This is a genomic window from Enterobacter cloacae complex sp. 394F7 (assembly GCF_057320385.1).
In genome coordinates this window covers 32,994-59,771 of sequence record NZ_JBXWCS010000011.1, presented here as the reverse complement: position 1 = coordinate 59,771, position 26,778 = coordinate 32,994, and the positions used below count along the sequence as shown (strand labels likewise).

25 protein-coding genes and 2 tRNA genes are annotated in these 26,778 nt (G+C 54.0%); 21 read left to right on the top strand and 6 right to left on the bottom strand.

The window, feature by feature from the left end; translation table 11 throughout:
• Positions 1-16: 16 nt before the first annotated feature.
• Positions 17-493: a transcription elongation factor GreA gene (gene greA / locus AC2FAK_RS16795; RefSeq protein WP_013098923.1), complete on the top strand. Its 477-nt coding sequence runs from the start codon at positions 17-19 to the stop codon at positions 491-493.
• A 151-nt stretch (positions 494-644) separates the two neighbouring features.
• Here the strand turns inward: greA and yhbY are convergent, their stop codons facing one another.
• Positions 645-938: a ribosome assembly RNA-binding protein YhbY gene (gene yhbY / locus AC2FAK_RS16790; RefSeq protein ID WP_014833438.1), complete on the bottom strand. Its 294-nt coding sequence runs from the start codon at positions 936-938 to the stop codon at positions 645-647.
• A 127-nt stretch (positions 939-1,065) separates the two neighbouring features.
• On the opposite strand from yhbY, the gene rlmE reads away from it, so the two are divergent.
• The 6 genes from rlmE to AC2FAK_RS16760 all read left to right on the top strand — a co-directional run bounded on the left by rlmE (position 1,066) and on the right by AC2FAK_RS16760 (position 6,658).
• Positions 1,066-1,692 (top strand): 23S rRNA (uridine(2552)-2'-O)-methyltransferase RlmE, encoded by a 627-nt coding sequence (gene rlmE / locus AC2FAK_RS16785; RefSeq protein ID WP_003861812.1) that lies wholly within the window; start codon positions 1,066-1,068, stop codon positions 1,690-1,692.
• A gap of 102 nt (positions 1,693-1,794) precedes the next feature.
• Entirely contained in the window at positions 1,795-3,729 is a 1,935-nt protein-coding gene (gene ftsH, locus AC2FAK_RS16780; RefSeq protein ID WP_013098921.1) for an ATP-dependent zinc metalloprotease FtsH, read from the top strand.
• Positions 3,730-3,827: 98 nt separating this feature from the next.
• A complete protein-coding gene (gene folP, locus AC2FAK_RS16775; protein ID WP_020687345.1) occupies positions 3,828-4,676 on the top strand; it encodes a dihydropteroate synthase in 849 nt (282 codons plus the stop codon).
• Positions 4,669-6,006, top strand: a complete 1,338-nt coding sequence (glmM, locus tag AC2FAK_RS16770) for a phosphoglucosamine mutase (protein ID WP_013098919.1) — start codon at positions 4,669-4,671, stop codon at positions 6,004-6,006. Before folP ends, glmM begins: the two co-directional genes overlap by 8 nt.
• Positions 6,007-6,229: 223 nt before the next feature.
• Positions 6,230-6,562: a preprotein translocase subunit SecG gene (gene secG / locus AC2FAK_RS16765; protein ID WP_003861803.1), complete on the top strand. Its 333-nt coding sequence runs from the start codon at positions 6,230-6,232 to the stop codon at positions 6,560-6,562.
• A gap of 9 nt (positions 6,563-6,571) precedes the next feature.
• Positions 6,572-6,658: transfer RNA gene (locus tag AC2FAK_RS16760), tRNA-Leu, on the top strand.
• A gap of 182 nt (positions 6,659-6,840) precedes the next feature.
• Here the strand turns inward: AC2FAK_RS16760 and argG are convergent.
• Positions 6,841-8,187 (bottom strand): argininosuccinate synthase, encoded by a 1,347-nt coding sequence (gene argG / locus AC2FAK_RS16755; RefSeq protein ID WP_029883387.1) that lies wholly within the window; start codon positions 8,185-8,187, stop codon positions 6,841-6,843.
• 286 nt (positions 8,188-8,473) lie between these two features.
• On the opposite strand from argG, the gene AC2FAK_RS16750 reads away from it, so the two are divergent.
• The 12 genes from AC2FAK_RS16750 (at position 8,474) to mtr (ending at position 22,176) form a co-directional block, all read left to right on the top strand.
• Positions 8,474-8,550 (top strand) — tRNA-Met (locus AC2FAK_RS16750).
• A gap of 207 nt (positions 8,551-8,757) precedes the next feature.
• The gene (rimP, locus tag AC2FAK_RS16745; protein WP_047367056.1) at positions 8,758-9,210 is read left to right on the top strand and encodes a ribosome maturation factor RimP; all 453 of its coding nucleotides are present in this window, start codon (positions 8,758-8,760) and stop codon (positions 9,208-9,210) included.
• 28 nt (positions 9,211-9,238) lie between these two features.
• Positions 9,239-10,741 (top strand): transcription termination factor NusA, encoded by a 1,503-nt coding sequence (nusA, locus tag AC2FAK_RS16740; protein WP_013098917.1) that lies wholly within the window; start codon positions 9,239-9,241, stop codon positions 10,739-10,741.
• Positions 10,742-10,765: 24 nt separating this feature from the next.
• Positions 10,766-13,456 carry a translation initiation factor IF-2 gene (gene infB / locus AC2FAK_RS16735; protein WP_013098916.1) on the top strand — a complete coding sequence of 897 codons (2,691 nt, stop codon included), beginning with the start codon at positions 10,766-10,768 and terminating at the stop codon, positions 13,454-13,456.
• Positions 13,457-13,558: 102 nt separating this feature from the next.
• A complete protein-coding gene (rbfA, locus tag AC2FAK_RS16730; RefSeq protein WP_003024988.1) occupies positions 13,559-13,963 on the top strand; it encodes a 30S ribosome-binding factor RbfA in 405 nt (134 codons plus the stop codon).
• On the top strand, positions 13,963-14,913 hold the full coding sequence (gene truB / locus AC2FAK_RS16725; RefSeq protein ID WP_013098915.1) for a tRNA pseudouridine(55) synthase TruB: 951 nt from the start codon (positions 13,963-13,965) through the stop codon (positions 14,911-14,913). The genes rbfA and truB overlap by 1 nt, the downstream gene beginning before the upstream one ends.
• Positions 14,914-15,069: 156 nt before the next feature.
• Complete coding sequence (gene rpsO / locus AC2FAK_RS16720; RefSeq protein ID WP_013098914.1) at positions 15,070-15,339, top strand: 30S ribosomal protein S15; 270 nt, start codon at positions 15,070-15,072, stop codon at positions 15,337-15,339.
• A gap of 242 nt (positions 15,340-15,581) precedes the next feature.
• Positions 15,582-17,720 (top strand): polyribonucleotide nucleotidyltransferase, encoded by a 2,139-nt coding sequence (gene pnp / locus AC2FAK_RS16715; protein ID WP_013098913.1) that lies wholly within the window; start codon positions 15,582-15,584, stop codon positions 17,718-17,720.
• Positions 17,721-17,828: 108 nt separating this feature from the next.
• Positions 17,829-18,713 (top strand): lipoprotein NlpI, encoded by an 885-nt coding sequence (gene nlpI, locus AC2FAK_RS16710; protein WP_013098912.1) that lies wholly within the window; start codon positions 17,829-17,831, stop codon positions 18,711-18,713.
• Positions 18,714-18,821: 108 nt separating this feature from the next.
• Positions 18,822-18,902: a protein YrbN gene (yrbN, locus tag AC2FAK_RS16705; RefSeq protein WP_097533792.1), complete on the top strand. Its 81-nt coding sequence runs from the start codon at positions 18,822-18,824 to the stop codon at positions 18,900-18,902.
• Positions 18,895-20,790, top strand: a complete 1,896-nt coding sequence (locus AC2FAK_RS16700) for a DEAD/DEAH family ATP-dependent RNA helicase (protein ID WP_013098911.1) — start codon at positions 18,895-18,897, stop codon at positions 20,788-20,790. The genes yrbN and AC2FAK_RS16700 overlap by 8 nt, the downstream gene beginning before the upstream one ends.
• A 141-nt stretch (positions 20,791-20,931) precedes the next feature.
• Positions 20,932-22,176 (top strand): tryptophan permease, encoded by a 1,245-nt coding sequence (mtr, locus tag AC2FAK_RS16695; RefSeq protein ID WP_038420695.1) that lies wholly within the window; start codon positions 20,932-20,934, stop codon positions 22,174-22,176.
• 85 nt (positions 22,177-22,261) lie between these two features.
• On the opposite strand, the gene AC2FAK_RS16690 is transcribed toward mtr, so the two are convergent.
• From AC2FAK_RS16690 to ubiU, 3 genes are all read right to left on the bottom strand, one after another.
• Positions 22,262-23,269 (bottom strand): luciferase-like monooxygenase, encoded by a 1,008-nt coding sequence (locus AC2FAK_RS16690; protein ID WP_023621081.1) that lies wholly within the window; start codon positions 23,267-23,269, stop codon positions 22,262-22,264.
• Positions 23,270-23,347: 78 nt separating this feature from the next.
• Complete coding sequence (locus AC2FAK_RS16685; RefSeq protein WP_095455379.1) at positions 23,348-24,226, bottom strand: U32 family peptidase; 879 nt, start codon at positions 24,224-24,226, stop codon at positions 23,348-23,350.
• Between the two features lie 7 nt (positions 24,227-24,233).
• Positions 24,234-25,229, bottom strand: coding sequence for a ubiquinone anaerobic biosynthesis protein UbiU (ubiU, locus tag AC2FAK_RS16680; RefSeq protein ID WP_020687338.1), 996 nt, complete (start codon positions 25,227-25,229; stop codon positions 24,234-24,236).
• 211 nt (positions 25,230-25,440) lie between these two features.
• Between ubiU and ubiT the strand changes: the two genes are divergently transcribed.
• Both ubiT and AC2FAK_RS16670 read left to right on the top strand, forming a co-directional pair.
• Complete coding sequence (ubiT, locus tag AC2FAK_RS16675; protein ID WP_038420959.1) at positions 25,441-25,965, top strand: ubiquinone anaerobic biosynthesis accessory factor UbiT; 525 nt, start codon at positions 25,441-25,443, stop codon at positions 25,963-25,965.
• The gene (locus tag AC2FAK_RS16670) at positions 25,959-26,462 is read left to right on the top strand and encodes a GNAT family N-acetyltransferase (protein WP_020687336.1); all 504 of its coding nucleotides are present in this window, start codon (positions 25,959-25,961) and stop codon (positions 26,460-26,462) included. The genes ubiT and AC2FAK_RS16670 overlap by 7 nt, the downstream gene beginning before the upstream one ends.
• Here the strand turns inward: AC2FAK_RS16670 and AC2FAK_RS16665 are convergent.
• A complete protein-coding gene (locus AC2FAK_RS16665) occupies positions 26,449-26,778 on the bottom strand; it encodes a GIY-YIG nuclease family protein (RefSeq protein ID WP_020687335.1) in 330 nt (109 codons plus the stop codon). The two genes, AC2FAK_RS16670 and AC2FAK_RS16665, sit on opposite strands and share 14 nt — an antisense overlap.

Sequence of the window (26,778 nt, the reverse complement as noted above, 5' to 3'; positions counted from 1 at the left end):
TTAAGAGGTATAACAAATGCAAGCTATTCCGATGACCTTACGTGGTGCCGAAAAACTGCGCGAAGAGCTGGATTTCCTGAAATCTGTTCGTCGCCCTGAAATCATCGCCGCTATCGCGGAAGCGCGTGAGCATGGCGACCTGAAAGAGAACGCTGAATACCACGCGGCGCGTGAGCAGCAGGGTTTCTGTGAAGGGCGTATTAAAGATATCGAAGCTAAGCTGTCTAATGCGCAGGTTATCGATATCACCAAAATGCCAAACAATGGGCGTGTGATCTTTGGTTCAACCGTTAGCGTGCTGAACCTGGACACTGACGAAGAGCAGACTTACCGCATCGTGGGTGACGATGAAGCAGACTTCAAACAGAACCTGATTTCAGTGAACTCACCGATTGCTCGCGGCCTGATTGGCAAAGAGCAGGACGATGTCGTGACCATCCGTACCCCGGGTGGCGAAGTGGAATACGAAATTATTAAGGTTGAGTACCTGTAATTCGCCTCTCCACGAAGATGTTGATACATTGTAAAGAAAGGAAAAAGGCCGCATAGCGGCCTTTTATCAACTCAAGGAGCATGGCATTTTGCTCACCTGCTGACAGAAATCCCTCGTTTTACACAGAAAATGTGTTTAATTCAGGATATCCTTAGCGTGGCAGCGAGATTTTACGCTCTTTAGTTGGGCGATAGAGCACCAGCGTTTTACCGATGACCTGCACGTTACAGGCACCGGTTTCGCGCACGATGGCTTCCACGATCAAGTTCTTCGTGTCTCTGTCTTCAGAGGCAATTTTCACCTTGATCAGCTCGTGGTGTTCCAGCGCTTGTTCAATCTCGGCAAGCACCCCTTCGGTCAAACCATTGTTGCCAAGCATGACTACAGGCTTGAGCGGATGTGCCAGACCTTTAAGGTGCTGTTTTTGTTTAGTACTCAGATTCATCGTATATTTTTGCTTACGTTGGGATTGAAAACGGTTCATTCTACCGCCATCTCCCTTATATCGCCAAATAGCTGCGTAGAAATTTACGTCACAGGCAAGCAACGATGAACCAGGACGGAAATGTTAAATGACAGGTAAAAAGCGTTCTGCCAGCTCCAGCCGCTGGCTTCAGGAACACTTTAGCGATAAATATGTTCAACAGGCACAGAAAAAGGGGTTGCGTTCCCGTGCCTGGTTTAAACTTGATGAAATACAGCAAAGTGACAAACTTTTTAAGCCGGGGATGACGGTGGTTGACCTCGGTGCGGCACCTGGCGGATGGTCGCAGTATGCGGTAACGCAGATTGGCGGCACGGGCCGCATCATCGCATGCGATCTTTTACCAATGGATCCCATCGTTGGTGTCGACTTCCTTCAGGGCGACTTTCGTGATGAATTAGTGCTGAAAGCGTTACTTGATCGTGTTGGTGACAGTAAGGTCCAGGTTGTCATGTCGGATATGGCACCAAATATGTGTGGAACACCGGCGGTGGATATCCCCCGCGCCATGTATCTGGTGGAGCTAGCGTTAGAAATGTGTCGTGATGTACTAGCGCCTGGTGGTAGTTTTGTTGTGAAGGTGTTTCAGGGCGAAGGTTTCGAGGAGTATCTTAAGGAAATTCGCTCCCTGTTTGCGAAGGTTAAAGTTCGTAAGCCGGACTCTTCCCGGGCCCGTTCCCGTGAAGTGTATATTGTAGCGACCGGGCGAAAATGATAACCGGTAGATTTCAGACGAAAGTTTGAATGACACTGGATATAGAGTATCCTGACGCTGTTTTTAACACAGTTGTAATATGAGGTTAATCCCTTGAGTGACATGGCGAAAAACCTAATACTCTGGCTGGTCATTGCCGTTGTGCTGATGTCAGTATTCCAGAGCTTTGGGCCCAGCGAGTCGAATGGCCGCAAGGTGGATTATTCTACCTTCCTGCAGGAGGTCAATCAGGACCAGGTTCGCGAAGCGCGTATCAACGGACGTGAGATCAACGTTACCAAGAAAGATAGTAACCGTTACACGACTTACATCCCGGTGAACGATCCTAAGCTGCTTGATAACCTTCTGACTAAAAACGTCAAGGTGGTAGGTGAGCCGCCAGAAGAACCGAGCCTGCTGGCTTCTATCTTCATCTCCTGGTTCCCGATGCTGCTTCTTATCGGCGTCTGGATCTTCTTTATGCGCCAGATGCAGGGCGGCGGTGGCAAAGGTGCCATGTCGTTCGGTAAGAGCAAGGCGCGTATGTTGACGGAAGATCAGATCAAAACCACGTTTGCAGACGTCGCCGGTTGTGACGAAGCAAAAGAAGAGGTGGGTGAACTGGTTGAATACCTGCGCGAGCCGAGCCGTTTCCAGAAGCTGGGCGGTAAGATCCCGAAAGGCGTCCTGATGGTCGGCCCTCCGGGTACCGGTAAGACCCTTCTGGCGAAAGCCATCGCGGGTGAAGCGAAGGTACCGTTCTTTACTATTTCAGGTTCTGACTTCGTAGAAATGTTCGTGGGTGTCGGTGCATCTCGTGTGCGTGACATGTTCGAGCAGGCTAAAAAGGCAGCACCGTGCATTATCTTCATCGATGAAATCGACGCCGTGGGCCGCCAGCGTGGCGCTGGTCTGGGCGGTGGTCACGATGAACGTGAGCAGACCCTGAACCAGATGCTGGTTGAGATGGACGGCTTCGAAGGTAACGAGGGTATTATCGTTATCGCGGCAACTAACCGTCCGGACGTTCTTGACCCTGCGCTGCTGCGTCCAGGCCGTTTCGACCGTCAGGTTGTGGTCGGTCTGCCGGATGTTCGTGGTCGTGAACAGATTCTGAAAGTGCACATGCGTCGCGTACCGCTGGCGCCAGATATCGACGCGGCAATCATTGCGCGCGGTACTCCGGGCTTCTCCGGTGCGGACCTGGCTAACCTGGTCAACGAAGCTGCACTGTTTGCCGCTCGCGGTAACAAACGTGTAGTGTCGATGGTGGAATTCGAAAAAGCGAAAGACAAAATCATGATGGGTGCGGAACGTCGCTCCATGGTGATGACGGAAGCGCAAAAAGAGTCCACAGCATACCACGAAGCGGGCCACGCGATTATCGGTCGCCTGGTGCCGGAACACGATCCGGTGCATAAAGTGACGATCATTCCGCGCGGTCGTGCGCTGGGTGTGACCTTCTTCCTGCCTGAAGGCGACGCGATCAGCGCCAGCCGTCAGAAGCTGGAAAGCCAGATTTCAACCCTGTACGGCGGTCGTCTGGCGGAAGAGATTATCTACGGTCCGGAACATGTTTCTACCGGTGCGTCCAACGATATTAAAGTGGCGACAAACCTGGCGCGTAACATGGTGACTCAGTGGGGCTTCTCCGACAAACTCGGTCCACTGCTCTATGCAGAGGAAGAGGGCGAAGTATTCCTGGGCCGTTCTGTGGCGAAAGCGAAACATATGTCTGATGAAACGGCTCGTATCATCGACCAGGAAGTGAAAGCGCTGATTGAACGTAACTACGGTCGCGCACGTCAGATCCTGAACGACAATATGGACATCCTGCATTCGATGAAAGATGCGCTCATGAAATATGAGACCATCGATGCTCCGCAGATTGACGACCTGATGGCTCGCCGCGAAGTGCGTCCGCCAGCAGGCTGGGAAGACCCAGGCGCTTCCAACAATTCTGACAACAATGGCACCCCGCGTGCGCCGCGTCCGGTTGATGAACCGCGTACGCCGAACCCGGGTAACACCATGTCAGAACAGTTGGGCGACAAGTAAGTCACTGCTGTTGGCGAGTGTGTCTGTACCTCAAACCCTGGAGCTTGCTCCGGGGTTTTTCTTTTATGTTTAACCACATTAATACCAGGGATTTAGCCATGAAACTTTTCGCCCAGGACTCGCATCTCGATCTCTCACATCCGCATGTGATGGGGATCCTGAATGTTACCCCTGACTCCTTCTCAGATGGCGGTACGCATAACACGCTTATCGAGGCGGTTAAGCACGCCAATCTGATGATCAACGCGGGGGCAACCATCATTGACGTTGGCGGTGAGTCGACGCGTCCGGGGGCGGCAGAGGTTTCAGTGGAGGAAGAACTGGCGCGTGTGGTGCCGGTGGTTGAAGCCATCGCACAACGTTTTGAGGTGTGGATATCCGTCGACACGTCTAAGCCAGAGGTGATTCGTGAAGTGGCGCGAGTGGGTGCTCACATCATCAATGATATCCGCTCTCTGACCGAGCCGGGGGCGATTGAAGCGGCCGCGGAAACCGGGCTGCCGGTTTGTCTGATGCATATGCAGGGAAAACCGAAAACGATGCAGGATGCGCCTAAGTATGAGGATGTCTTTGCGGATGTGAATCGCTTCTTTATTGAGCATATTGCACGCTGTGAGCGTGCAGGTATCGCAAAAGAGAAATTGCTGCTCGACCCGGGGTTCGGTTTCGGTAAAAATCTCTCCCACAATTATGCGTTGCTTGCGCGTTTATCCGAGTTTCATCATTTCGGCCTGCCGTTGTTGGTTGGCATGTCGAGAAAGTCGATGATTGGGCAGTTGCTGAATGTCGGGCCGAGTGAACGCCTGAGTGGCAGTCTGGCCTGCGCGGTGATTGCAGCAATGCAAGGCGCGCATATTATCCGTGTCCATGATGTTAAAGAAACAGTAGAAGCCATGCGTGTGGTGGAAGCCACACTGGCAGCGAAGGAAAAAAAACGCTATGAGTAATCGTAAATATTTTGGTACCGATGGTATCCGTGGGCGCGTAGGCGATGCTCCAATCACCCCTGATTTTGTGCTTAAGCTTGGCTGGGCTGCTGGCAAGGTTCTGGCACGTCATGGCTCGCGTAAGATCATCATTGGCAAAGACACCCGCATTTCCGGCTATATGCTGGAGTCTGCGCTGGAAGCCGGTCTCGCCGCTGCCGGGCTTTCAGCATCCTTTACTGGCCCAATGCCAACACCTGCTGTCGCCTATCTGACGCGTACCTTCCGCGCGGAAGCCGGCATCGTGATTTCAGCCTCACATAACCCGTTCTATGATAACGGTATCAAGTTCTTCTCCATTGATGGCACCAAGCTGCCGGATGATGTGGAAGAGGCGATCGAAGCCGAAATGGAAAAAGAGATCACCTGTGTTGATTCCGCTGAGCTGGGCAAAGCAAACCGTATTGTCGATGCGGCTGGCCGTTACATTGAATTCTGCAAAGGCACCTTCCCGAACGAGCTAAGCTTGGCTCACCTCAAAATTGTGGTGGACTGTGCAAACGGCGCGACGTATCACATTGCGCCGAATGTTTTCCGCGAGCTGGGAGCGAAGGTCATCACCATTGGCTGTGAGCCCGATGGTCTGAACATTAACGAACAGGTTGGTGCGACGGATGTTCGTGCCCTGCAGGCACGCGTGCTGGCAGAAAAAGCGGACCTGGGTATTGCCCTGGACGGCGACGGCGACCGTGTAATCATGGTTGACCACGAAGGGAACAAGGTCGATGGCGACCAGATCCTCTACATTATTGCGCGTGAAGGTCTGCGTCAGGGACAGTTGCGCGGCGGTGCGGTTGGCACGCTGATGAGCAACATGGGTCTGGAGCTGGCATTGAAACAGCTGGGGATCCCGTTTGTTCGCGCGAAGGTGGGTGACCGCTACGTGCTGGAAAAACTGCAGGAGAAAGGCTGGCGTATTGGCGCTGAAAACTCCGGTCATGTGATCCTGCTCGATAAAACCACCACCGGTGACGGCATTGTGGCAGCGCTTCAGGTTGTTGCCGCGATGGCACGCAACCATATGAGCCTGCACGATCTGTGCAGCGGCATGAAAATGTTCCCGCAGATCCTTGTGAACGTGCGCTTCACCGCAGGCAAAGGCGATCCGCTGGAAAATGATAACGTCAAAGCGGTGATGGCAGACGTTGAAGCTGCGCTTGGCAACCGTGGGCGTGTTCTGCTGCGTAAGTCAGGTACTGAACCGCTGATCCGCGTGATGGTGGAAGGCGAAGACGAAGCGCAGGTGACTGAATTTGCGCACCGTATTGCAGATGCTGTAAAAGCTGCATAACTTTTCACAGTAAGTGTTTAAAAAGGCGGCGCTTGCCGCCTTAGTTTTAAGCATTTAATGGCTTTTTGCTGTTTTTTTCTGCAGTTGATACAATGCGTCAAAATTGCCCTTGCGAAGGTCATTCGCTTTGGTTAGTATTCACACCCGCTTCAGTGGGAAACAAAAATCCTGCTAATTGGTCGAAGCATTGGTATGCGGCAAATCCGCAAGGAACAGGTTGATTATGTACGAAGCTCTTTTAGTTATTTTCCTTATTGTAGCCATCGCTCTCGTAGCGCTGATTATGCTGCAGCAAGGTAAAGGCGCTGATATGGGAGCCTCCTTCGGAGCAGGCGCTTCCGGTACGCTGTTCGGTTCAAGTGGTTCTGCGAACTTCATGACCCGTACCACAGCGATTCTGGCTACGCTGTTCTTTATCATCAGCCTGGTGCTTGGCAATATCAACAGCAACAAGACCAGCAAAGGAAGCGAGTGGGAAAACCTGAGCGCGCCAGCGAAAACTGAGCAGACTCAGCCAGCTGCACCGGCTAAGCCAACCAGCGATATCCCGCAGTAAGTATTCCGTACCGAGGTGGTGGAATTGGTAGACACGCTACCTTGAGGTGGTAGTGCCCTAACGGGCTTGTGGGTTCGAGTCCCATCCTCGGTACCAATATTCCAGAAAAAAGACGTCGAAAGACGTCTTTTTTTTCGTCTGTATTCTGTGGATCTGATCTTTTGTAGGGCGGGTAAGCGCAGCGCCACCCGCCTTTGCCCGGTGGCGCTGCGCTTACCGGGCCTACGAAGGCTACAAAAAAGGCGCCTGTTGGGCGCCTTTTGGATGTCTTCTCTCGATTACTTCTTATCGCTGTGCTCCAGGTTTTCAACCTGCGGCAGGCCGTTACCGGAACTGGCTGACAGCAGGCCATTCTCAACGTAGTTGAACAGCTTCTCACGGGTATCGGTGATATCCAGATTACGCATGGTCAGCTGACCGATACGGTCATCAGGTGAGAATACGGATTCACCTTTTTCCATAGTCAGACGTTCTGCTTTGTAGGTCAGGTTGTCAGACACAGTGTTCAGAATGGAGTAATCATTCCCGCGACGCAGTTCAAGAGTGACTTCGCCAGTGATAGCGCTTGCCACCCAACGCTGCAGGGCATCACGCAGCATCAGTGCCTGTGGATCGAACCAGCGGCCCTGATACAGCAGTTTACCCAACTGACGGCCATGAGAGTGATACTGTTCGATGGTATCTTCGTTGTGAATGCCGGTCAGCAGACGCTCATAGGCAATGTGCAGCAGCGCCATCCCCGGGGCTTCATAGATGCCACGGCTTTTCGCTTCGATGATACGGTTTTCGATCTGATCGCTCATACCCAGGCCGTGACGACCGCCGATGCGGTTCGCTTCCAGCATCAGTTCCACATCATCAGAGAAGGTCTTGCCGTTCAGGGCAACCGGATGGCCACGCTCGAAACGCACGGTTACTTCTTCTGCCGGGATTTTGACGCTTTCATCCCAGAATTTCACGCCCATGATTGGGTTAACGATTTTCACGCTGGAGTTCAGGAACTCCAGATCTTTTGCTTCGTGCGTTGCGCCCAGCATGTTGGAGTCAGTGGAGTAGGCTTTTTCGACGGACATTTTATAGTCGAAGCCGCAGGCAATCATAAATTCAGACATTTCATGACGGCCGCCCAGCTCATCGATAAAATCGGTGTCCAGCCACGGTTTGTAAATCTGCAGCTCGGCGTTGGTCAGCAGGCCATAACGATAGAAACGTTCAATGTCGTTGCCTTTATAGGTACTGCCGTCACCCCAGATGTTCACGCCATCTTCTTTCATGGCGGCAACCAGCATGGTGCCGGTCACGGCACGGCCCAGTGGGGTGGTGTTGAAATAGGTTAGACCGCCGGTGGTATTATGGAACGCGCCACACTGGATAGCGGCAATACCTTCGGCGACCAGCTGCTTACGACAATCAATCAGACGTGCGTTCTCTGCGCCATACTCTTTAGCACGACGAGGAATGGCATCATAGTCGTCCTCATCCGGCTGACCCAGGTTCGCAGTATATGCATACGGAACCGCTCCCTTTTGGCGCATCCACAGCAGTGCAGCGCTGGTATCCAGGCCGCCTGAAAAAGCGATGCCAATACGTTGTCCTACCGGAAGATGCTTGAGAATCGTCGTCATAAAATAAAACCCTGCGTGATTGACTGATTAGAGACCGCTTTCGCTCTCGATGCATGTTTATGCAAAATAAGTGAGTATTCATTTAATCATCTTTTGTCGATGACCGGAAGAGACTCGTGCGTTTTTTGTAAAAATTTCCCTCCGTATGCCCTGGCGGAAACTGAGTTGACAGATGGGGCTCACTATCAATATACTAAACGCCGGTTTTACGTCCCGTCTTCGGTACCAAATCCCAGCATTATTTGCAAATTCTGTCCAAAACGCGTAGAATTTGCCACGTTTCAGGCGCGGGGTGGAGCAGCCTGGTAGCTCGTCGGGCTCATAACCCGAAGGTCGTCGGTTCAAATCCGGCCCCCGCAACCACTTTCCCATAAAGTCATTTTTCAAATATACTGTGAAGACTCAGAGCCTTCGTAGCTGGATTTGAAAAAATTCTTTCGGAGAGTGCTCCAGGCCACAGTTGTGGCTATAGGGTTCAGTTATCTAAAGCCCCGATTTATCGGGGTTTTTTGTTATCTGACTACAGAATAACTGGGCTTTACGCCCTTTTTTTATGTCTTGGGGGTGGGCTTGTCCACATTAGAGCAAAAATTAACAGAGATGATTACTGCACCGGTCGAAGCACTGGGCTACGAACTGGTCGGCATCGAATTCGTTCGCGGCCGCACATCGACGCTGCGCATCTATATTGATAGTGAAGATGGCATCAATGTTGATGATTGTGCTGATGTTAGCCACCAGGTGAGTGCGGTTCTTGATGTTGAAGACCCAATTACCGTTGCGTACAACCTGGAAGTTTCCTCACCTGGCCTCGATCGCCCGATGTTCACGGCCGAGCACTATGTGCGCTTTACCGGTGAAGAAGTGGCTCTCGTTCTGCGTATGTCCGTACAGAACCGCCGTAAATGGCAGGGAATTATCAAAGCCGTTGATGGTGAAATGATCACGGTAACAGTCGAAGGCAAAGATGAAGTGTTCGCGCTGAGTAATATCCAGAAGGCGAACCTGGTTCCCCACTTTTAACAGTCTGGATTGAGGTGAAAAGCCCGCGATGAACAAAGAAATTTTGGCTGTTGTTGAAGCCGTCTCCAACGAGAAATCACTGCCGCGTGAAAAGATTTTCGAAGCGCTGGAAAGTGCACTGGCTACAGCAACCAAGAAAAAATACGAACAAGAGATCGATGTTCGCGTAGAAATCGATCGTAAAAGCGGTGACTTCGATACATTCCGTCGTTGGGTAATCGTTGAAGAAGTGACCCAGCCAACCAAAGAGATCACCCTGGAAGCGGCGCGTTTTGAAGACGAAAGCCTGAATGTTGGTGACTATGTTGAAGATCAGATTGAATCTGTGACCTTCGACCGTATCACCACCCAGACCGCAAAACAGGTTATCGTGCAGAAAGTTCGCGAAGCCGAGCGTGCGCTGGTTGTCGATCAGTTCCGCGATCAGGAAGGCGAAATCATCACTGGCGTGGTGAAGAAAGTGAACCGCGACAATATCTCTCTGGAGATCAAATCCGAAGGGATGCCGGGCAACGCTGAAGCTGTGATTCTCCGTGAAGACATGCTGCCGCGTGAAAACTTCCGCCCTGGCGACCGTATCCGTGGTGTGCTGTATGCCGTTCGCCCTGAAGCGCGTGGTGCACAGCTGTTCGTGACCCGTTCTAAACCAGAAATGCTGGTTGAACTGTTCCGTATCGAAGTGCCGGAAATCGGTGAAGAAGTTATCGAAATTAAAGCGGCGGCTCGCGATCCGGGCTCCCGTGCGAAAATTGCGGTGAAAACCAACGACAAGCGTATCGACCCGGTCGGTGCTTGCGTCGGTATGCGTGGTGCGCGTGTTCAGGCGGTCTCTACCGAGCTGGGCGGCGAACGTATCGATATCGTTCTGTGGGATGACAACCCGGCGCAGTTCGTGATCAACGCAATGGCTCCGGCGGATGTTGCGTCTATCGTTGTTGACGAAGACAAACACACCATGGATATCGCTGTTGAAGCGGGTAACCTGGCGCAGGCAATCGGCCGTAACGGTCAGAACGTACGCCTGGCGTCACAGCTGAGCGGCTGGGAACTCAACGTGATGACCGTTGATGACCTGCAGGCCAAGCATCAGGCTGAAGCCCATGCGGCGATCGATACCTTCACGAAATACCTGGACATTGACGAAGAGTTCGCCACGGTTCTGGTAGAAGAAGGTTTCTCTACGCTGGAAGAACTGGCCTATGTGCCAATGAAAGAGCTGCTGGAAATTGACGGTCTGGATGAACCAACCGTTGAAGCCCTGCGTGAACGCGCTAAAAACGCACTGACCACCCTGGCACTGGCTCAGGAAGAAAGCCTTGGCGATAAAAAGCCGGCTGATGACCTGCTGAATCTGGAAGGTCTTGATCGTGCGATTGCGTTCAAGCTGGCTGCCCGTGGTGTTTGTACGCTGGAAGATCTCGCTGAGCAAGGCGTTGATGACCTGGCTGATATCGAAGGTTTAACCGACGAGAAAGCCGGCGAACTCATCATGGCCGCACGTAATATTTGCTGGTTCGGCGACGAAGCGTAATAAACTGTAGCAGGAAGGAACAGCATGACTGATGTAACTGTAAAATCGCTGGCTGCTGAGATTCAGACCTCCGTGGACCGCCTGGTACAGCAATTTGCTGATGCAGGGATCCCGAAGACCGCTGATGACTCAGTGACGGCAAACGAAAAACAAACCTTGTTAGCGCACCTCAACCGTGAACACGGCTCTGCGCCTGACAAGCTGACGCTGCAGCGCAAAACGCGCAGCACGTTGAATATTCCAGGTACCGGTGGCAAAAGTAAATCGGTACAAATTGAAGTCCGCAAGACGCGCACCTTTGTAAAACGTGATCCGCAAGAGGCAGAGCGCCTTGCCGCGGAAGAGCAGGCACAGCGTGAAGCGGAAGAACAAGCTCAGCGTGAGGCAGAAGCAACTGCCAAACGTGAGGCAGAATTAAAAGCTGAACGTGAGGCCGCAGAAAAAGCGAAACGCGACGCAAGTGAAAAAGTGAAGCGTGAAGCTGCGGAAAAAGACAAAGTGAGCAATCAACAGACAGACGAAATGACCAAAACCGCCCAGGCTGAAAAAGCCCGTCGTGAAAATGAAGCTGCCGAACTGAAGCGTAAAGCCGAAGAAGAAGCACGCCGCAAGCTTGAAGAAGAAGCGCGTCGTGTGGCTGAAGAAGCGCGCCGTATGGCAGAAGAAAACGAGAAGAACGGTATTGATACCGCTGAGCAGTCTGAAGATACCAGCGACTATCACGTGACCACTTCTCAGCACGCGCGTCAGGCTGAAGATGATAACGACCGTGAAGTAGAAGGCGGCCGTGGTCGTGGTCGCAATGCGAAAGCAGCGCGTCCGGCGAAAAAAGGCAACAAACATGCCGAGTCTAAAGCTGACCGTGAAGAAGCGCGTGCAGCCGTGCGTGGCGGTAAAGGCGGCAAACAGCGTAAAGGTTCTTCCCTGCAGCAGGGCTTCCAGAAGCCAGCTCAGGCCGTTAACCGTGACGTTGTGATCGGCGAAACCATCACCGTTGGCGATCTGGCGAACAAAATGGCGGTTAAAGGCTCTCAGGTCATCAAAGCGATGATGAAACTGGGCGCAATGGCGACCATCAACCAGGTGATCGACCAGGAAACCGCACAGCTGGTTGCCGAAGAGATGGGCCACAAAGTTATCCTGCGTCGTGAAAACGAGCTGGAAGAAGCAGTAATGAGCGACCGTGATACCGGTGCTGCGGCAGAACCGCGTGCGCCAGTTGTGACCATCATGGGTCACGTTGACCACGGTAAAACCTCTCTGCTCGACTACATTCGTTCTACGAAAGTGGCTTCCGGTGAAGCGGGTGGTATTACCCAGCACATCGGTGCATATCACGTAGAAACCGACAACGGTATGATCACCTTCCTGGATACCCCAGGCCACGCCGCGTTTACCTCAATGCGTGCTCGTGGTGCTCAGGCGACAGATATCGTTGTTCTGGTTGTTGCTGCAGACGATGGCGTGATGCCACAGACCATCGAAGCTATCCAGCACGCGAAAGCGGCGGGTGTGCCGGTTGTGGTTGCAGTGAACAAGATCGATAAGCCAGAAGCGGATCCAGATCGTGTTAAAAACGAACTGTCCCAGTACGGCATCCTGCCAGAAGAGTGGGGCGGTGAAAGCCAGTTCGTACACGTGTCTGCGAAAGCAGGTACTGGTATCGACGAGCTGCTGGACGCGATCCTGCTGCAGGCTGAAGTTCTGGAGCTGAAAGCGATCCGTAACGGTATGGCGAGCGGCGCGGTCATCGAATCCTTCCTGGATAAAGGCCGTGGCCCGGTGGCTACCGTTCTGGTTCGCGAAGGTACACTGCATAAAGGCGATATCGTCCTGTGTGGTTTCGAATACGGTCGTGTTCGTGCGATGCGTAACGAACTGGGTCAGGAAGTGCTGGAAGCAGGTCCGTCCATTCCAGTGGAAATCCTCGGTCTGTCCGGTGTGCCGGCTGCCGGTGACGAAGTGACCGTTGTGCGTGACGAGAAGAAAGCGCGTGAAGTTGCACTGTACCGTCAGGGCAAATTCCGTGAAGTTAAACTGGCTCGTCAGCAGAAATCTAAACTCGAGAACATGTTCGCGAACATGGCTGAAGGCGAAGTTCACGAAGTGAACGTCGTACTGAAAGCTGACGTTCAGGGTTCTGTGGAAGCGATTTCCGACTCCTTGCTGAAACTGTCTACTGACGAAGTTAAAGTGAAGATCATCGGTTCTGGCGTAGGTGGTATCACCGAAACCGACGCAACCCTGGCGGCTGCTTCTAACGCCATTCTGGTTGGCTTCAACGTGCGTGCTGATGCGTCTGCTCGCCGCGTGATCGAAGCAGAAAGCCTGGATCTGCGTTACTACTCCGTCATCTATAACCTGATCGACGAAGTGAAAGCAGCGATGAGCGGTATGCTGTCTCCAGAGCTGAAACAGCAGATCATCGGTCTGGCCGAAGTGCGCGATGTGTTCAAATCACCGAAATTCGGTGCGATCGCGGGCTGTATGGTTACCGAAGGTACCATCAAGCGTCACAACCCAATCCGCGTACTGCGTGACAACGTGGTTATCTACGAAGGCGAGCTGGAATCTCTGCGCCGCTTCAAAGATGACGTTAACGAAGTTCGTAACGGCATGGAATGTGGTATCGGCGTGAAGAACTACAACGACGTTCGCGTTGGCGATATGATCGAAGTGTTCGAAATCATCGAGATCCAACGCAGCATCGACTAACCCTGTTGGGATAGGTCCATATGTCGGCCGGGATCGCCTCGTGCCACCCGGCAATAATTTTAAAAAGGGGCTTTAGCCCCTTTTTTGTCTGGAGAATTTATTATGGCGAAAGAATTTGGTCGCCCGCAGCGCGTAGCGCAGGAAATGCAGAAAGAGATCGCGCTCATTCTGCAACGCGAAATTAAAGATCCACGAGTGGGCATGATGACCACCGTGTCCGGCGTGGAGATGTCCCGTGACCTCGCCTATGCCAAAGTGTTCGTCACGTTCCTGAACGATCAGGACGAAGCAGCAGTGAAAAATGGCATTAAAGCGCTGCAGGAAGCCTCTGGTTTCATCCGCTCTCTGCTCGGCAAAGCGATGCGCCTGCGTATCGTGCCTGAGCTGACCTTCTTCTACGACAACTCCCTGGTCGAAGGTATGCGTATGTCCAACCTGGTGACCAGCGTGGTGAAACATGACGACGAACGTCGTGTTAACCCGGCGGACGACAGCAAGGAGGACTGATGAGTCGTCCTCGTCGTCGTGGCCGCGACGTGCATGGTGTGCTGCTGCTGGATAAACCCCAGGGCGCATCCAGCAACGACGTGCTGCAAAAAGTGAAGCGTATTTATAATGCCAACCGTGCGGGCCATACAGGCGCGCTGGACCCCCTGGCGACGGGCATGCTGCCCATCTGCCTGGGGGAGGCAACAAAGTTTTCTCAGTACCTGCTGGATTCTGATAAGCGTTATCGCGTTATCGCCAGGCTGGGCCAGCGCACGGACACCTCCGATGCCGATGGTCAGGTGGTGGAAGAGCGTCCTGTGACGTTTAGCGCAGAGCAACTGGATGCGGCGCTGGAGAGCTTCCGTGGCGATACGCTGCAGGTGCCGTCGATGTATTCGGCACTGAAATATCAGGGTAAAAAGCTCTACGAATATGCGCGCCAGGGTATTGAAGTGCCGCGTGAAGCCCGACCGATCACCGTGTATGAACTGCTCTTTATTCGCCACGAGGGTGACGAACTGGAGCTGGAAGTGCACTGTTCGAAAGGCACCTATATTCGCACCATTATCGACGACCTCGGCGAGAAGCTGGGCTGCGGTGCGCATGTTATCTACCTGCGTCGCCTGGCAGTCAGTAAATATCCGGTTGAGCGGATGGTGACCCTTGAGCATCTGCACGCGCTGGTTGAACAGGCGCAAGCGCAGGGTGTTGCCGCGGCAGATTTGCTTGACCCGTTGCTGATGCCGATGGATAGCCCGGCGGCCGACTTCCCGGTTGTTAATCTTCCTTTAACATCGTCCGTTTACTTTAAGAACGGAAACCCGGTTCGGACCACGAATGCACCGCTGGAAGGCCTGGTACGCGTGACCGAAGGGGATGACGGTAAGTTTATCGGCATGGGTGAAATGGACGGTGAAGGACGCGTTGCGCCCCGTCGTCTGGTGGTGGAATACCCGGTCGAAGGCTGACGGCGATATCAGCTCACCTTGCGGTAAACCGGTGAGGCGAGTAGAATATCGCGGCTTAACGTCCGGCAAATTGTTTAACAATTTTGCGGGGCGTATACGGGGATCGCTGAATTAGAGATCGGCATCCTTACATTCTTTATACTTTGGAGTTTGAAAATGTCTCTAAGCGTTGAAGCTAAAGCTAAAATCGTTTCTGAGTTTGGTCGTGGTACTAACGACAGCGGTTCTACCGAAGTTCAGGTTGCACTGCTGACTGCACAGATTAACCACCTGCAGGGTCACTTTGCAGAGCACAAAAAAGATCACCACAGCCGTCGTGGTCTGCTGCGTATGGTTTCTCAGCGTCGTAAACTGCTCGACTACCTGAAACGTAAAGATGTTGCACGTTACTCCGCGCTGATCGAGCGTCTGGGTCTGCGTCGCTAAGTCTTGCGAGTTTCAGAAAAGGGGGCCTGATGGCCCCTTTTTTCAACCGGACCGCAGCAATTCACTGGAAACTATTGTATTGTTGCTATAAATGATCTTCCTTGCAGAGGTTCGCGCGGCTAATGAGAGGCTTCACCCATGGGGGTGTTGGTTGTCATTAGTCGCGAGGATGCGAAGAAGGTCGGGTTAAATCGTCAGCACACCTGTGGTGTGCTGTCAAACATTTAAGAAAGGACAGAATTTTGCTGAATCCGATCGTTCGTAAATTCCAGTATGGTCAGCATACCGTCACGCTGGAAACCGGCATGATGGCACGTCAGGCTACTGCTGCCGTTATGGTAAGCATGGATGACACCGCGGTATTCGTGACCGTTGTTGGCCAGAAAAAAGCTAAACCAGGTCAGGACTTCTTCCCACTGACCGTTAACTACCAGGAGCGTACTTACGCTGCCGGTAAAATCCCGGGTGGCTTCTTCCGTCGTGAAGGCCGTCCAAGCGAAGGCGAAACCCTGATCGCGCGTCTGATTGACCGCCCGGTTCGTCCGCTGTTCCCGGAAGGCTTCGTAAACGAAGTGCAGGTTATCGCGACCGTGGTTTCCGTTAACCCACAGGTTAACCCGGATATCGTTGCGATGATCGGTGCTTCCGCTGCGCTGTCTCTGTCCGGTATTCCATTCAATGGTCCTATCGGTGCTGCGCGCGTTGGTTACATCAACGACCAGTACGTGCTGAACCCGACTCAGGAAGAGCTGAAAGAAAGTAAGCTGGACCTGGTTGTTGCCGGTACGGAAGCCGCCGTTCTGATGGTTGAGTCTGAAGCAGAGCTGCTGAGCGAAGACCAGATGCTGGGCGCTGTGGTCTTCGGCCACGACCAACAGCAGGTTGTTATCCAGAACATCAACGAGCTGGTGAAAGAAGCCGGTAAACCACGTTGGGACTGGCAGCCTGAAGCCGCTAACGACGCGCTGAACGCACGCGTTGCTGCACTGGCTGAAGCGCGTCTGAGCGATGCATACCGTATCACCGACAAGCAGGAGCGTTATGCTCAGGTTGACGTGATCAAAGACGAAACCATCGCCACGCTGGTTGCTGAAGACGAAACGCTGGATGCTAACGAGCTGAGCGAAATTCTGCACGCAATCGAGAAAAACGTTGTTCGTAGCCGCGTACTGGCTGGCGAGCCGCGTATCGATGGCCGTGAAAAAGACATGATCCGTGGTCTGGACGTGCGTACTGGCGTACTGCCACGTACTCACGGTTCTGCGCTGTTCACCCGTGGTGAAACGCAGGCGCTGGTTACCGCGACCCTGGGTACTGCACGTGACGCACAGATCATCGACGAGCTGATGGGTGAGCGCACTGACAGCTTCCTGTTCCACTATAACTTCCCTCCGTACTCCGTAGGGGAAACCGGTATGGTGGGTTCGCCTAAGCGTCGTGAAATTGGTCACGGTCGTCTGGCGAAGCGCGGCGTGCTGGCAGTGATGCCAGACGCAGACAAATTCCCGTACACCGTTCGTGTGGTTTCTGAAATCACCGAATCCAACGGTTCTTCTTCCATGGCTTCCGTGTGTGGTGCCTCTCTGGCGCTGATGGATGCAGGCGTGCCAATCAAAGCCGCCGTTGCGGGTATCGCAATGGGTCTGGTGAAAGAGGGCGACAACTTTGTTGTTCTGTCTGACATTCTGGGCGACGAAGACCACCTGGGCGATATGGACTTCAAAGTGGCGGGTTCCCGCGACGGTATCTCTGCACTGCAGATGGATATCAAAATTGAAGGTATCACCAAAGAGATCATGCAGGTTGCTCTGAACCAGGCTAAAGGTGCGCGTCTGCACATCCTGGGCGTGATGGAACAGGCTATCAACGCGCCACGCGGTGATATCTCCGAATTCGCTCCGCGTATTCACACCATCAAGATCAATCCAGACAAGATCAAAGATGTTATCGGTAAGGGCGGTTCCGTGATCCGTGCGCTGACCGAAGAGACCGGCACCACCATTGAAATCGAAGATGACGGTACGGTGAAGATCGCAGCGACCGACGGCGAAAAAGCGAAATTCGCGATTCGTCGCATCGAAGAAATCACTGCAGAAATCGAAGTGGGCCGTATCTACAATGGTAAAGTGACCCGTATCGTTGACTTTGGCGCGTTCGTTGCCATCGGTGGCGGTAAAGAAGGTCTGGTACACATCTCTCAAATCGCTGACAAGCGCGTTGAGAAAGTGACCGATTACCTGCAGATGGGTCAGGAAGTACCGGTTAAAGTTCTGGAAGTTGACCGCCAGGGCCGTATCCGTCTGAGCATTAAAGAAGCAACCGAGCAGTCTCAGCCAGCTGCTGCGCCAGAAGCACCGGCAGCAGAACAGCAAGGCGAGTAAGGTTGCCATTTGCCCTCCGCATCGCGGAGGGCCATTATCAGGCAGGACGCCTTGTTAAGCCGCCGGGGGACAGGACGTTCATCCAATAGTTGTCTTCGGGAGTGGGAAATGAAGCCTTTTTTGCGCTGGTGTTTCGTTGCGACAGCTTTAACGCTGGCAGGATGCAGCAACTCTGCCTGGCGTAAGAGCGAAGTCCTCGCAGTGCCATTGCAACCGACTTTGCAGCAGGAAGTGATTCTGGCACGCATGGAACAAATTCTTGCCAGTCGGGCTTTAACCGATGACGAACGCGCACAGCTTTTATATGAGCGCGGAGTGTTGTATGATAGTCTCGGTCTGAGGGCATTAGCGCGAAATGATTTCTCACAAGCGCTGGCTATCCGACCTGATATGCCTGAAGTATTCAATTACTTAGGCATTTATTTAACGCAGGCAGGCAATTTTGATGCTGCCTATGAAGCGTTTGATTCTGTACTTGAGCTTGATCCAACTTACAACTACGCGCACTTGAATCGCGGTATCGCATTGTATTACGGCGGTCGTGATAAGTTAGCGCAAGATGATCTGCTGGCGTTTTATCAAGACGATCCTAATGATCCTTTCCGTAGCCTGTGGCTTTACATCGTTGAGCAGAAGCTCGATGAGAAGCAGGCAAAAGAGGCACTGAAACAGCGCTTCGACAAATCGGACAAGGAACAGTGGGGATGGAACATTGTCGAGTTCTACCTGGGCAACATTAGCGAAGCAACGCTGATGGAACGCCTCAAGGCGGACGCAACGGATAACACCTCGCTCGCTGAGCATCTCAGTGAAACCAACTTCTATTTAGGTAAGTACTACCTAAGTCTGGGGGATAAGGACAGCGCTACGGCACTGTTCAAATTAGCGGTTGCTAACAACGTACACAACTTCGTTGAGCACCGTTATGCATTGTTGGAATTATCGCTCTTGGGCCAGGAGCAAGATGACCTGGCAGAATCGGACCAGCAATAGCTGACGACATAAACATCAGCCCGTAATCTTTTTGATTGCCATCACCTTCACTGGTGAGGGCGTTGTTGTTCGTCAATACACCTAATTTGAGCCGGTTCACACTTTTCAATGAAAATTGCAGATCATTTTCACGATGAGCTAAGTAGACTGGCCGCCATTGACATTGAGGCACTCGTACTACATGGCTGAATTCGAAACCACTTTTGCAGATCTGGGCCTGAAGGCTCCTATCCTTGAAGCTCTTAACGATCTCGGTTACGAAAAACCATCTCCGATCCAGGCAGAATGTATCCCACATCTGCTCTCTGGTCGTGACGTGCTGGGCATGGCCCAGACTGGTAGCGGCAAAACCGCAGCATTCTCGCTGCCGCTGCTGAACAACATTGATCCGGACCTGCGTGCACCGCAGATCCTCGTCCTGGCTCCAACCCGTGAACTGGCGGTTCAGGTTGCGGAAGCGATGACGGAATTCTCTAAACACATGCGCGGCGTAAACGTGGTAGCCCTGTACGGCGGCCAGCGTTATGACGTGCAGTTACGCGCCCTGCGCCAGGGCCCACAGATTGTTGTCGGTACGCCGGGCCGTCTGCTGGATCACCTGAAGCGCGGTACACTGGATCTCTCTAAACTGAGCGGTCTGGTACTGGATGAAGCCGACGAAATGCTGCGTATGGGCTTCATCGAAGACGTAGAAACCATCATGGCGCAGATCCCGGAAGGTCACCAGACCGCTCTGTTCTCTGCCACCATGCCAGAAGCAATCCGTCGCATTACCCGCCGCTTCATGAAAGAGCCGCAGGAAGTGCGCATTCAGTCCAGCGTTACCACTCGCCCGGACATCAGCCAGAGCTACTGGTCTGTGTACGGCATGCGCAAAAACGAAGCGCTGGTGCGTTTCCTGGAAGCGGAAGATTTTGATGCGGCGATTATCTTCGTTCGTACCAAAAACGCGACCCTGGAAGTGGCTGAAGCTCTGGAGCGTAACGGCTACAACAGCGCAGCGCTGAATGGCGACATGAACCAGGCTCTGCGTGAGCAGACGCTGGAGCGTCTGAAAGACGGTCGTCTGGATATCCTGATTGCAACCGACGTGGCAGCACGTGGTCTGGACGTTGAGCGTATCAGCCTGGTTGTAAACTACGACATCCCAATGGACTCCGAGTCTTACGTTCACCGTATCGGCCGTACCGGTCGTGCAGGTCGTGCGGGTCGTGCCCTGCTGTTCGTTGAGAACCGCGAGCGCCGTCTGCTGCGTAACATTGAACGCACCATGAAGCTGACCATTCCGGAAGCGGAGCTGCCAAACGCAGAACTGCTGGGCAAACGCCGTCTGGAAAAATTCGCCGCGAAAGTCCAGCAGCAGCTGGAAAGCAGCGATCTGGATCAGTACCGTGCGCTGCTGGCGCAGATTCAGCCGACCGCTGAAGGCGAAGAGCTGGATATCGAAACGCTGGCTGCAGCACTGCTGAAGATGGCACAGGGCGAACGTACCCTGATCGTGCCACCAGATGCACCGATGCGTCCTCGTCGTGAGTTCCGCGATCGTGACGATCGCTTCGAACGCCGTGGTGACCGTAACGATCGTGGCCCACGTGGTGACCGTTCAGAGCGTGGTGGCGAAGACCGTCCACGTCGTGAGCGTCGTGACGCTGGCGAAATGGAACTGTACCGCATTGAAGTGGGCCGTGATGATGGTGTTGAAGTTCGTCATATCGTTGGCGCGATCGCGAACGAAGGCGACATCAGCAGCCGTTACATCGGTAACATCAAGCTGTTCGCATCTCACTCCACCATCGAGCTGCCAAAAGGCATGCCGGGCGAAGTACTGCAGCACTTTACTCGCACCCGCATCCTGAACAAGCCGATGAACATGCAGCTGCTGGGCGATGCACAGCCACGTCCTGACCGTGGCGGCGAACGTCGTGGCGGTGGTCGCGGTTTCGGTGGCGAGCGTCGTGAAGGCGGTCGTAGCGAAGGTCGCGGTGGTGAAGGTCGTCGTTTCTCCGGTGAACGCCGTGATAGCCGTGGCCCACGTCGTGAAGAAGGCACCAGCCGTCGTCGTTTCGGTGACGCGTAAGCCTTTCGTTTCTGACGTAAAGTAATATATACAGCCCCGATAAAGACTATCGGGGCTTTTTTTATTCCCTTTGTACTCTTGTACTGGTACAGTGCAGCACATTAAAATGCAAACCACATTTTTGACTGGAGATATGGCTGTATGGCGACACTAACCACCACCCAAACGTCACCTTCGCTGCTTGGCGGCGTGGTGATCATCGGCGGAACCATTATTGGTGCCGGGATGTTCTCCCTGCCAGTGGTCATGTCCGGTGCGTGGTTCTTCTGGTCGCTGGCTGCGCTGGTCTTCACTTGGTTCTGTATGCTCCATTCAGGGCTGATGATCCTTGAAGCCAACCTGAACTACCGCATTGGCTCCAGCTTCGACACCATCACGAAAGATCTGCTGGGTAAAGGCTGGAACCTGGTGAACGGCCTTTCCATCGCGTTTGTGCTCTACATCCTGACCTACGCGTACATCTCAGCAAGCGGCTCGATTCTGCATCACACCTTTTCGGAGATGTCGCTGAACGTTCCGGCGCGTCTGGCCGGGTTGTGCTTTGCGCTGGGTGTCGCGTTTATCGTCTGGATGAGTACCAAAGCGGTGAGCCGGATGACGGCCATCGTTCTGGGCGCAAAGGTCATCACTTTCTTTCTGACCTTCGGTAGCCTGCTGGGGCACGTTACCCCGTCAACGTTGTTTAACGTGGCTGAAACCAATACGTCGTATACGCCGTATCTGCTGATGACCCTGCCGTTCTGTCTGGCGTCGTTTGGCTACCACGGCAACGTACCGAGCCTGATGAAGTACTACGGCAAAGACCCGCGGACAATCGTCAAGTGCCTGGTTTACGGTACGCTGCTGGCGCTGGGGCTGTATGTGATTTGGCTGCTGGGGACGATGGGCAACATCCCGCGTCCTGAGTTTATCGGCATTGCGCAGAAGGGCGGGAATATAGATGTGCTGGTGCAGGCGCTGAGCGGTGTACTGAACAGCCGCAGTCTGGATCTGCTGCTGGTGGTATTCTCCAACTTTGCGGTTGCGAGCTCTTTCCTCGGCGTGACGCTCGGCCTGTTTGACTATCTGGCGGACCTGTTTGGCTTTGATGACTCCGCGATGGGGCGCTTCAAAACCGCACTGCTGACCTTCCTGCCACCGATGGTGGGCGGCCTGCTGTGGCCGAACGGCTTCCTGTACGCCATTGGTTATGCCGGTCTGGCGGCTACCATCTGGGCGGCAATTGTGCCGGCGCTTCTGGCGCGTAAATCCCGTCAGCGCTTCGGTAGCCCGAAATTCCGCGTCTGGGGCGGTAAACCGATGATTGCACTGATTCTGGTGTTTGGTGTTGGTAACGCGCTGGTCCACGTGCTGTCGAGCTTTAATCTGTTGCCGGTATATCAGTAAGTTTTTGTGCCGGATGGCGGCTACGCCTTATCCGGCCTACGCGATCCCGTAGGCCCGGTAAGCGAAGCGCCACCGGGCAAAAAAACTACCCCACCAACTCCTCTTTCACCTGCATCGCCAGCTCAAACGAGTGCAAACGCGCCTGATGATCGAAAATCTGGCCGTTAACCATAATCTCATCAGCCTGCGTTTCGCGCAGCACCGCCTCAAGCCCGTGACGCACCTTCGCTTTATCTCCCACCAGCGACATGCTCAGCGCCTGTTGAACACCATACTGCTCGGAAGCTGACCACAGCTGATGCATATTCTCCACCGGCGGTGGAAGCTGGCCGGTCTCACCGCGACGCAGCTTCACAAACGCCTGCTGCATGGAGGTAAACAGGAATTCCGCATCGCGATTGCTGTCGGCGGCAATGATATTGATACACACCATCGCGTACGGTTTCTCCAGCCTTTCAGAAGGTTTGAAGTTCGTGCGGTAGAGATGCAGCGCCTGATGCAGCATATCCGGTGCGAAGTGGGAGGCGAACGCGAAGGGCAGCCCCAGCTGTGCAGCAAGCTGCGCGCTATAAAGACTTGAGCCTAACAGCCATACCGGGATCTTCTCGCCATAGCCCGGCACAGGGCGCACGTGCGGGTTCGGGTCACGCGCATCGAACCAGTCCACCAGTTCAGCCACATCACGCGGGAAATTGTCGATGTCACCGCTCATATGGCGACGCAGGGCGCGCATGGTGGGCTGGTCGCTGCCCGGCGCACGGCCAAGGCCTAAATCAATACGGCCCGGGTAGAGGGTATTCAGCGTACCAAACTGCTCGGCGATCACCAGCGGAGCATGGTTTGGCAGCATCACGCCACCGGATCCCAGGTGCAGGGTGGTGGTGTTCGCGGCCAGATAGCCAATCAGCACCGAGGTGGCGGCGCTGGCGATGCCGACCATGTTGTGATGCTCCGCCAGCCAGTAACGGTGATAGCCACGCTTTTCGGCCAGTTGAGCCAGATCGAGAGAGTGCGAAAAGGCTTCTCTTGCCGAGGAGCCTTGTGGGATCGGCGCCAGATCCAGCACCGAAAACGGAAGGGTTTTGTCAGTCATAACAGCTCACTTTGTCGACGGTCAATCTTTAATACTGCATTAAATAATGATAACCGTTGTTAACAAAGTGAGCCTTTTTCAGGCCTGCAGCTCCAGTCCGGCCAGCCGCTTCCAGTAGCCGTTACAGTCACTGTTTGCCGTCAGCGGCAGCGGCGATGCGCCGTTTTCATTGGCGCGAAAAGCATCCAGCATGGCAAACACGCTGGTGTCCAGCGGGGACAGACGCACCATGTCCACCAGTCCGTCCATCGACGCCAGCTCGTTACCAAGGTTATACACATAACCACTCATGGTCTGAATGCCGTTCAGGACAAACACCTGCTGATTCTCCTGCGACAGCATGCTGCGTCCGTTCGGGTACTTGATGCAACAGGTTTCGCACTCGTCTTTCGGGCGATCTTCAGAGCGGGCAGTGAAGCAGCGGGCAGAGTACGCCAGCGGCAGATGGCCATAGCTCAACACTTCCACTTCAAACTGGTTGCGAATACCCAGCTCGTCACACTGGTTCAGGAGGTTTACCAGCCAGTCACGCGACAGCTCTACCGGCATGCACCAGCGCATCATCCCCTGTTTCAGCAGCAGGCGCAGGGTCACGGCGTTATAGCAGTTCAATGCATGGCCCGCGACAAACGGCAGCTTGCGTTCGGCGCACATATTCACCACGCCCAGATCGCTGGCCTCCAGCAGAAACTCGCCGTTCTCCACGTAGCGCTTCAGCTCACCCAGTTCAGATGAGGCCTGCACCAGCGCCAGCGTAGAGAGCACCACCTGTTTGCCGCTCCCGGCCAGGCTTTTCGCCATCTCCAGCCAGTCGCCTGCTTTGGTGGCACGGCGCTTGCTGCATACCGCTTCGCCAAGGTAAATCACATCGGCGCTGCAGGTCGCGGCCTGTTGATAAAAATCTTCCAGCGTCTCTTTTGGCCAGTAGTAGAGCACCGGTCCTAATGAATATTTCATGGTTATCTCACTGCCATTTACGGTGATACGCGCCAAGCGTGGTTTGGGTGCCTTCAGACATTGCGCCGAGCGTCTCCATCCAGGCCGATTGCGGGGCGTAGTTCTGCGGGTCTGCCATGCAGCGGTCAATGGCCTGACGCCAGACTTTCGCCACCTGGCTGACGTAGGCCGGGCTGCGCTGGCGACCTTCAATCTTCACCGAGGCAATATTAGCGGCCAGCAGTTCCGGCAGCAGTTCCAGCGTGTTGAGGCTGGTGGGTTCTTCCAGCGCGTGATAACGCTCGCCGTCAACCAGATAGCGGCCTTTGCACAGCGTCGGGTAGCCAGCGTTTTCACCGTCCTGATAGCGGTCAATCAGTACCTCATTCAGGCGAGATTCCAGCCCCTGTGGGGTTTGCTGCCAGCGAACAAAGCGGGCAGGCGAGCAGGCGCCAACGGTATTAGGGGATTCACCGGTTAAATACGAGGAGAGATAGCAGCGGCCTTCAGCCATGATGCACAGGCTACCAAAGGCAAAAACTTCCAGCGGCACTGGCGTGACGCGCGCGAGTTGCTTAACCTGATGAATAGAGAGCACGCGCGGTAAAACCACCCGGGCCACGTCAAAGTTTTGATGATAAAAACGTATCGCCTCTTCGTTGGTGGCAGAGGCCTGAACAGAGACATGGCGCTCAATATGAGGATAGCGTTCTGCCGCATACTCTAGCATGGCGAGGTCGGCCAGAATCAGCGCATCGGCACCCAGCTGTGCTGCCATATCCACCGCGCGCTGCCAGCGGGCATAGCCATCAGGATGGGCAAAGGTATTGATGGCAATATGCAATTTGCGGCGGTGCTGATGTACGAAGTTAACGGCTTCCTGAAGCTTTTTCTCCGTAAAGTTGAGGCCAGCAAAATGGCGGGCGTTAGTATCATCTTTCAGCCCGATATAGACCGCATCGGCCCCATTTTCGATGGCCGCCTTAAGCGCCGGAAGGTTTCCGGCAGGGCAGAGCAGCTCCATAATTTATCCTGATGTCGTCGAGAGCAAAAATGTTAACGAGCTGGGATTTTAATTAACCCATACGCGACAATTTTTGATTTAAGGCAGCTAATGGCGTATTGATGGCACCAATAATGAGGTACACCGGACGACGGTTTGTTGATTTACGCCGCTATGTTCTCCTCCGGATATGGCAAAATACCCGGACTATCGCTATCAGGGAGTAAAGCTCGTGCTGGATAAACTGCGTTCACGTCTCGTACAATTTGGTCCATCAATGCTGAGCGTGCCGGTAAAACTGGCGCCGTTCGCGCTTAAACGTCAGGTGCTGGAGCAGCTCCTGAGCTGGCAGTTCCGCCAGGCGCTGCAGGAAGGCGAACTGGCGTTCCTGGAAGGCCGCTGGTTAAGCATTGAAGTGCGTGATATCGGTCTGCGCTGGTTTACCTCCGTCGAGAATGACCAGCTGATTGTGCGCCAGTCCGCCGACGCGGATGTGAGCTTTAGCGCCGACGCCTGCGATCTGCTGATGATCGCCGCGCGTAAGCAGGATCCGGATACCCTCTTTTTCCAGCGCCGTCTGGTCATTGAAGGCGATACGGAACTGGGTCTGTACGTCAAAAATTTAATGGATGCCATTGAGCTGGAGCAGATGCCAAAAGCGCTGCGCGTGATGTTAATGCAAATGGCAGATTTCGTTGAGGCCGGGCTGAAAACCCCGCCTGACAGTAAACACACTTCAGTAGGTGAGCCATGCTGATTCGAGTCGAAATTGGGATTGATGCACCGGGTATCGATGCGTTGTTACGCCGCTCTTTTGCGAGCGACGCAGAAGCCCAACTGGTCCACGATCTCCGCGAAGACGGCCTGATCACGCTGGGGCTGGTTGCCACCGATGACGAAGGTCAGGTGGTGGGCTACGTTGCCTTCAGCCCGGTAACCGTTCAGGGTGAAGAATTACAGTGGGTAGGAATGGCGCCGCTGGCGGTAGATGAACACTATCGTGGACAAGGGCTGGCACGTCAGCTGGTGTATGAAGGGCTGGACTCGCTCAATGAGTTTGGCTACGCCGCGGTGGTGACGCTGGGCGATCCTGCTTTCTATGGTCGCCTGGGTTTCGAGCCGGCGGCGCAGTACGATCTCCGCTGTCGCTGGCCGGGAACCGAAACTGCCTTCCAGGTGCACCGTCTGGCGGATGACGCGCTCAACGGCGTAAATGGCCTCGTGGAGTATCACGACCATTTTAATCGCTTCTAATCAGGCTTTCACACAGCGCCTCAAACGATCCGTCTCCGGTGACGAGGCGCTCTTTCTGGCGCTTCGTCAACTGCTTAATGCGGTATTCCACTCTTAACGCCAGCGATCTGTCACCCACGGGGGCAGAAAAGGCGAGCGTCAATTCTCCTTTCCCCCGCAGCGCTTTTGCCCCTTTTCCCGTTTGATGCTGAAGAAAACGCCGCGCCACATCGGTCGTGATCCCGGTGTAGAGAGCGTTATCGGCGGTACGGACAAGATAGAGAAACCAGCACACGGTAAACAGATTCAGTATGTTAAGGTGAACGCACCATAGCAT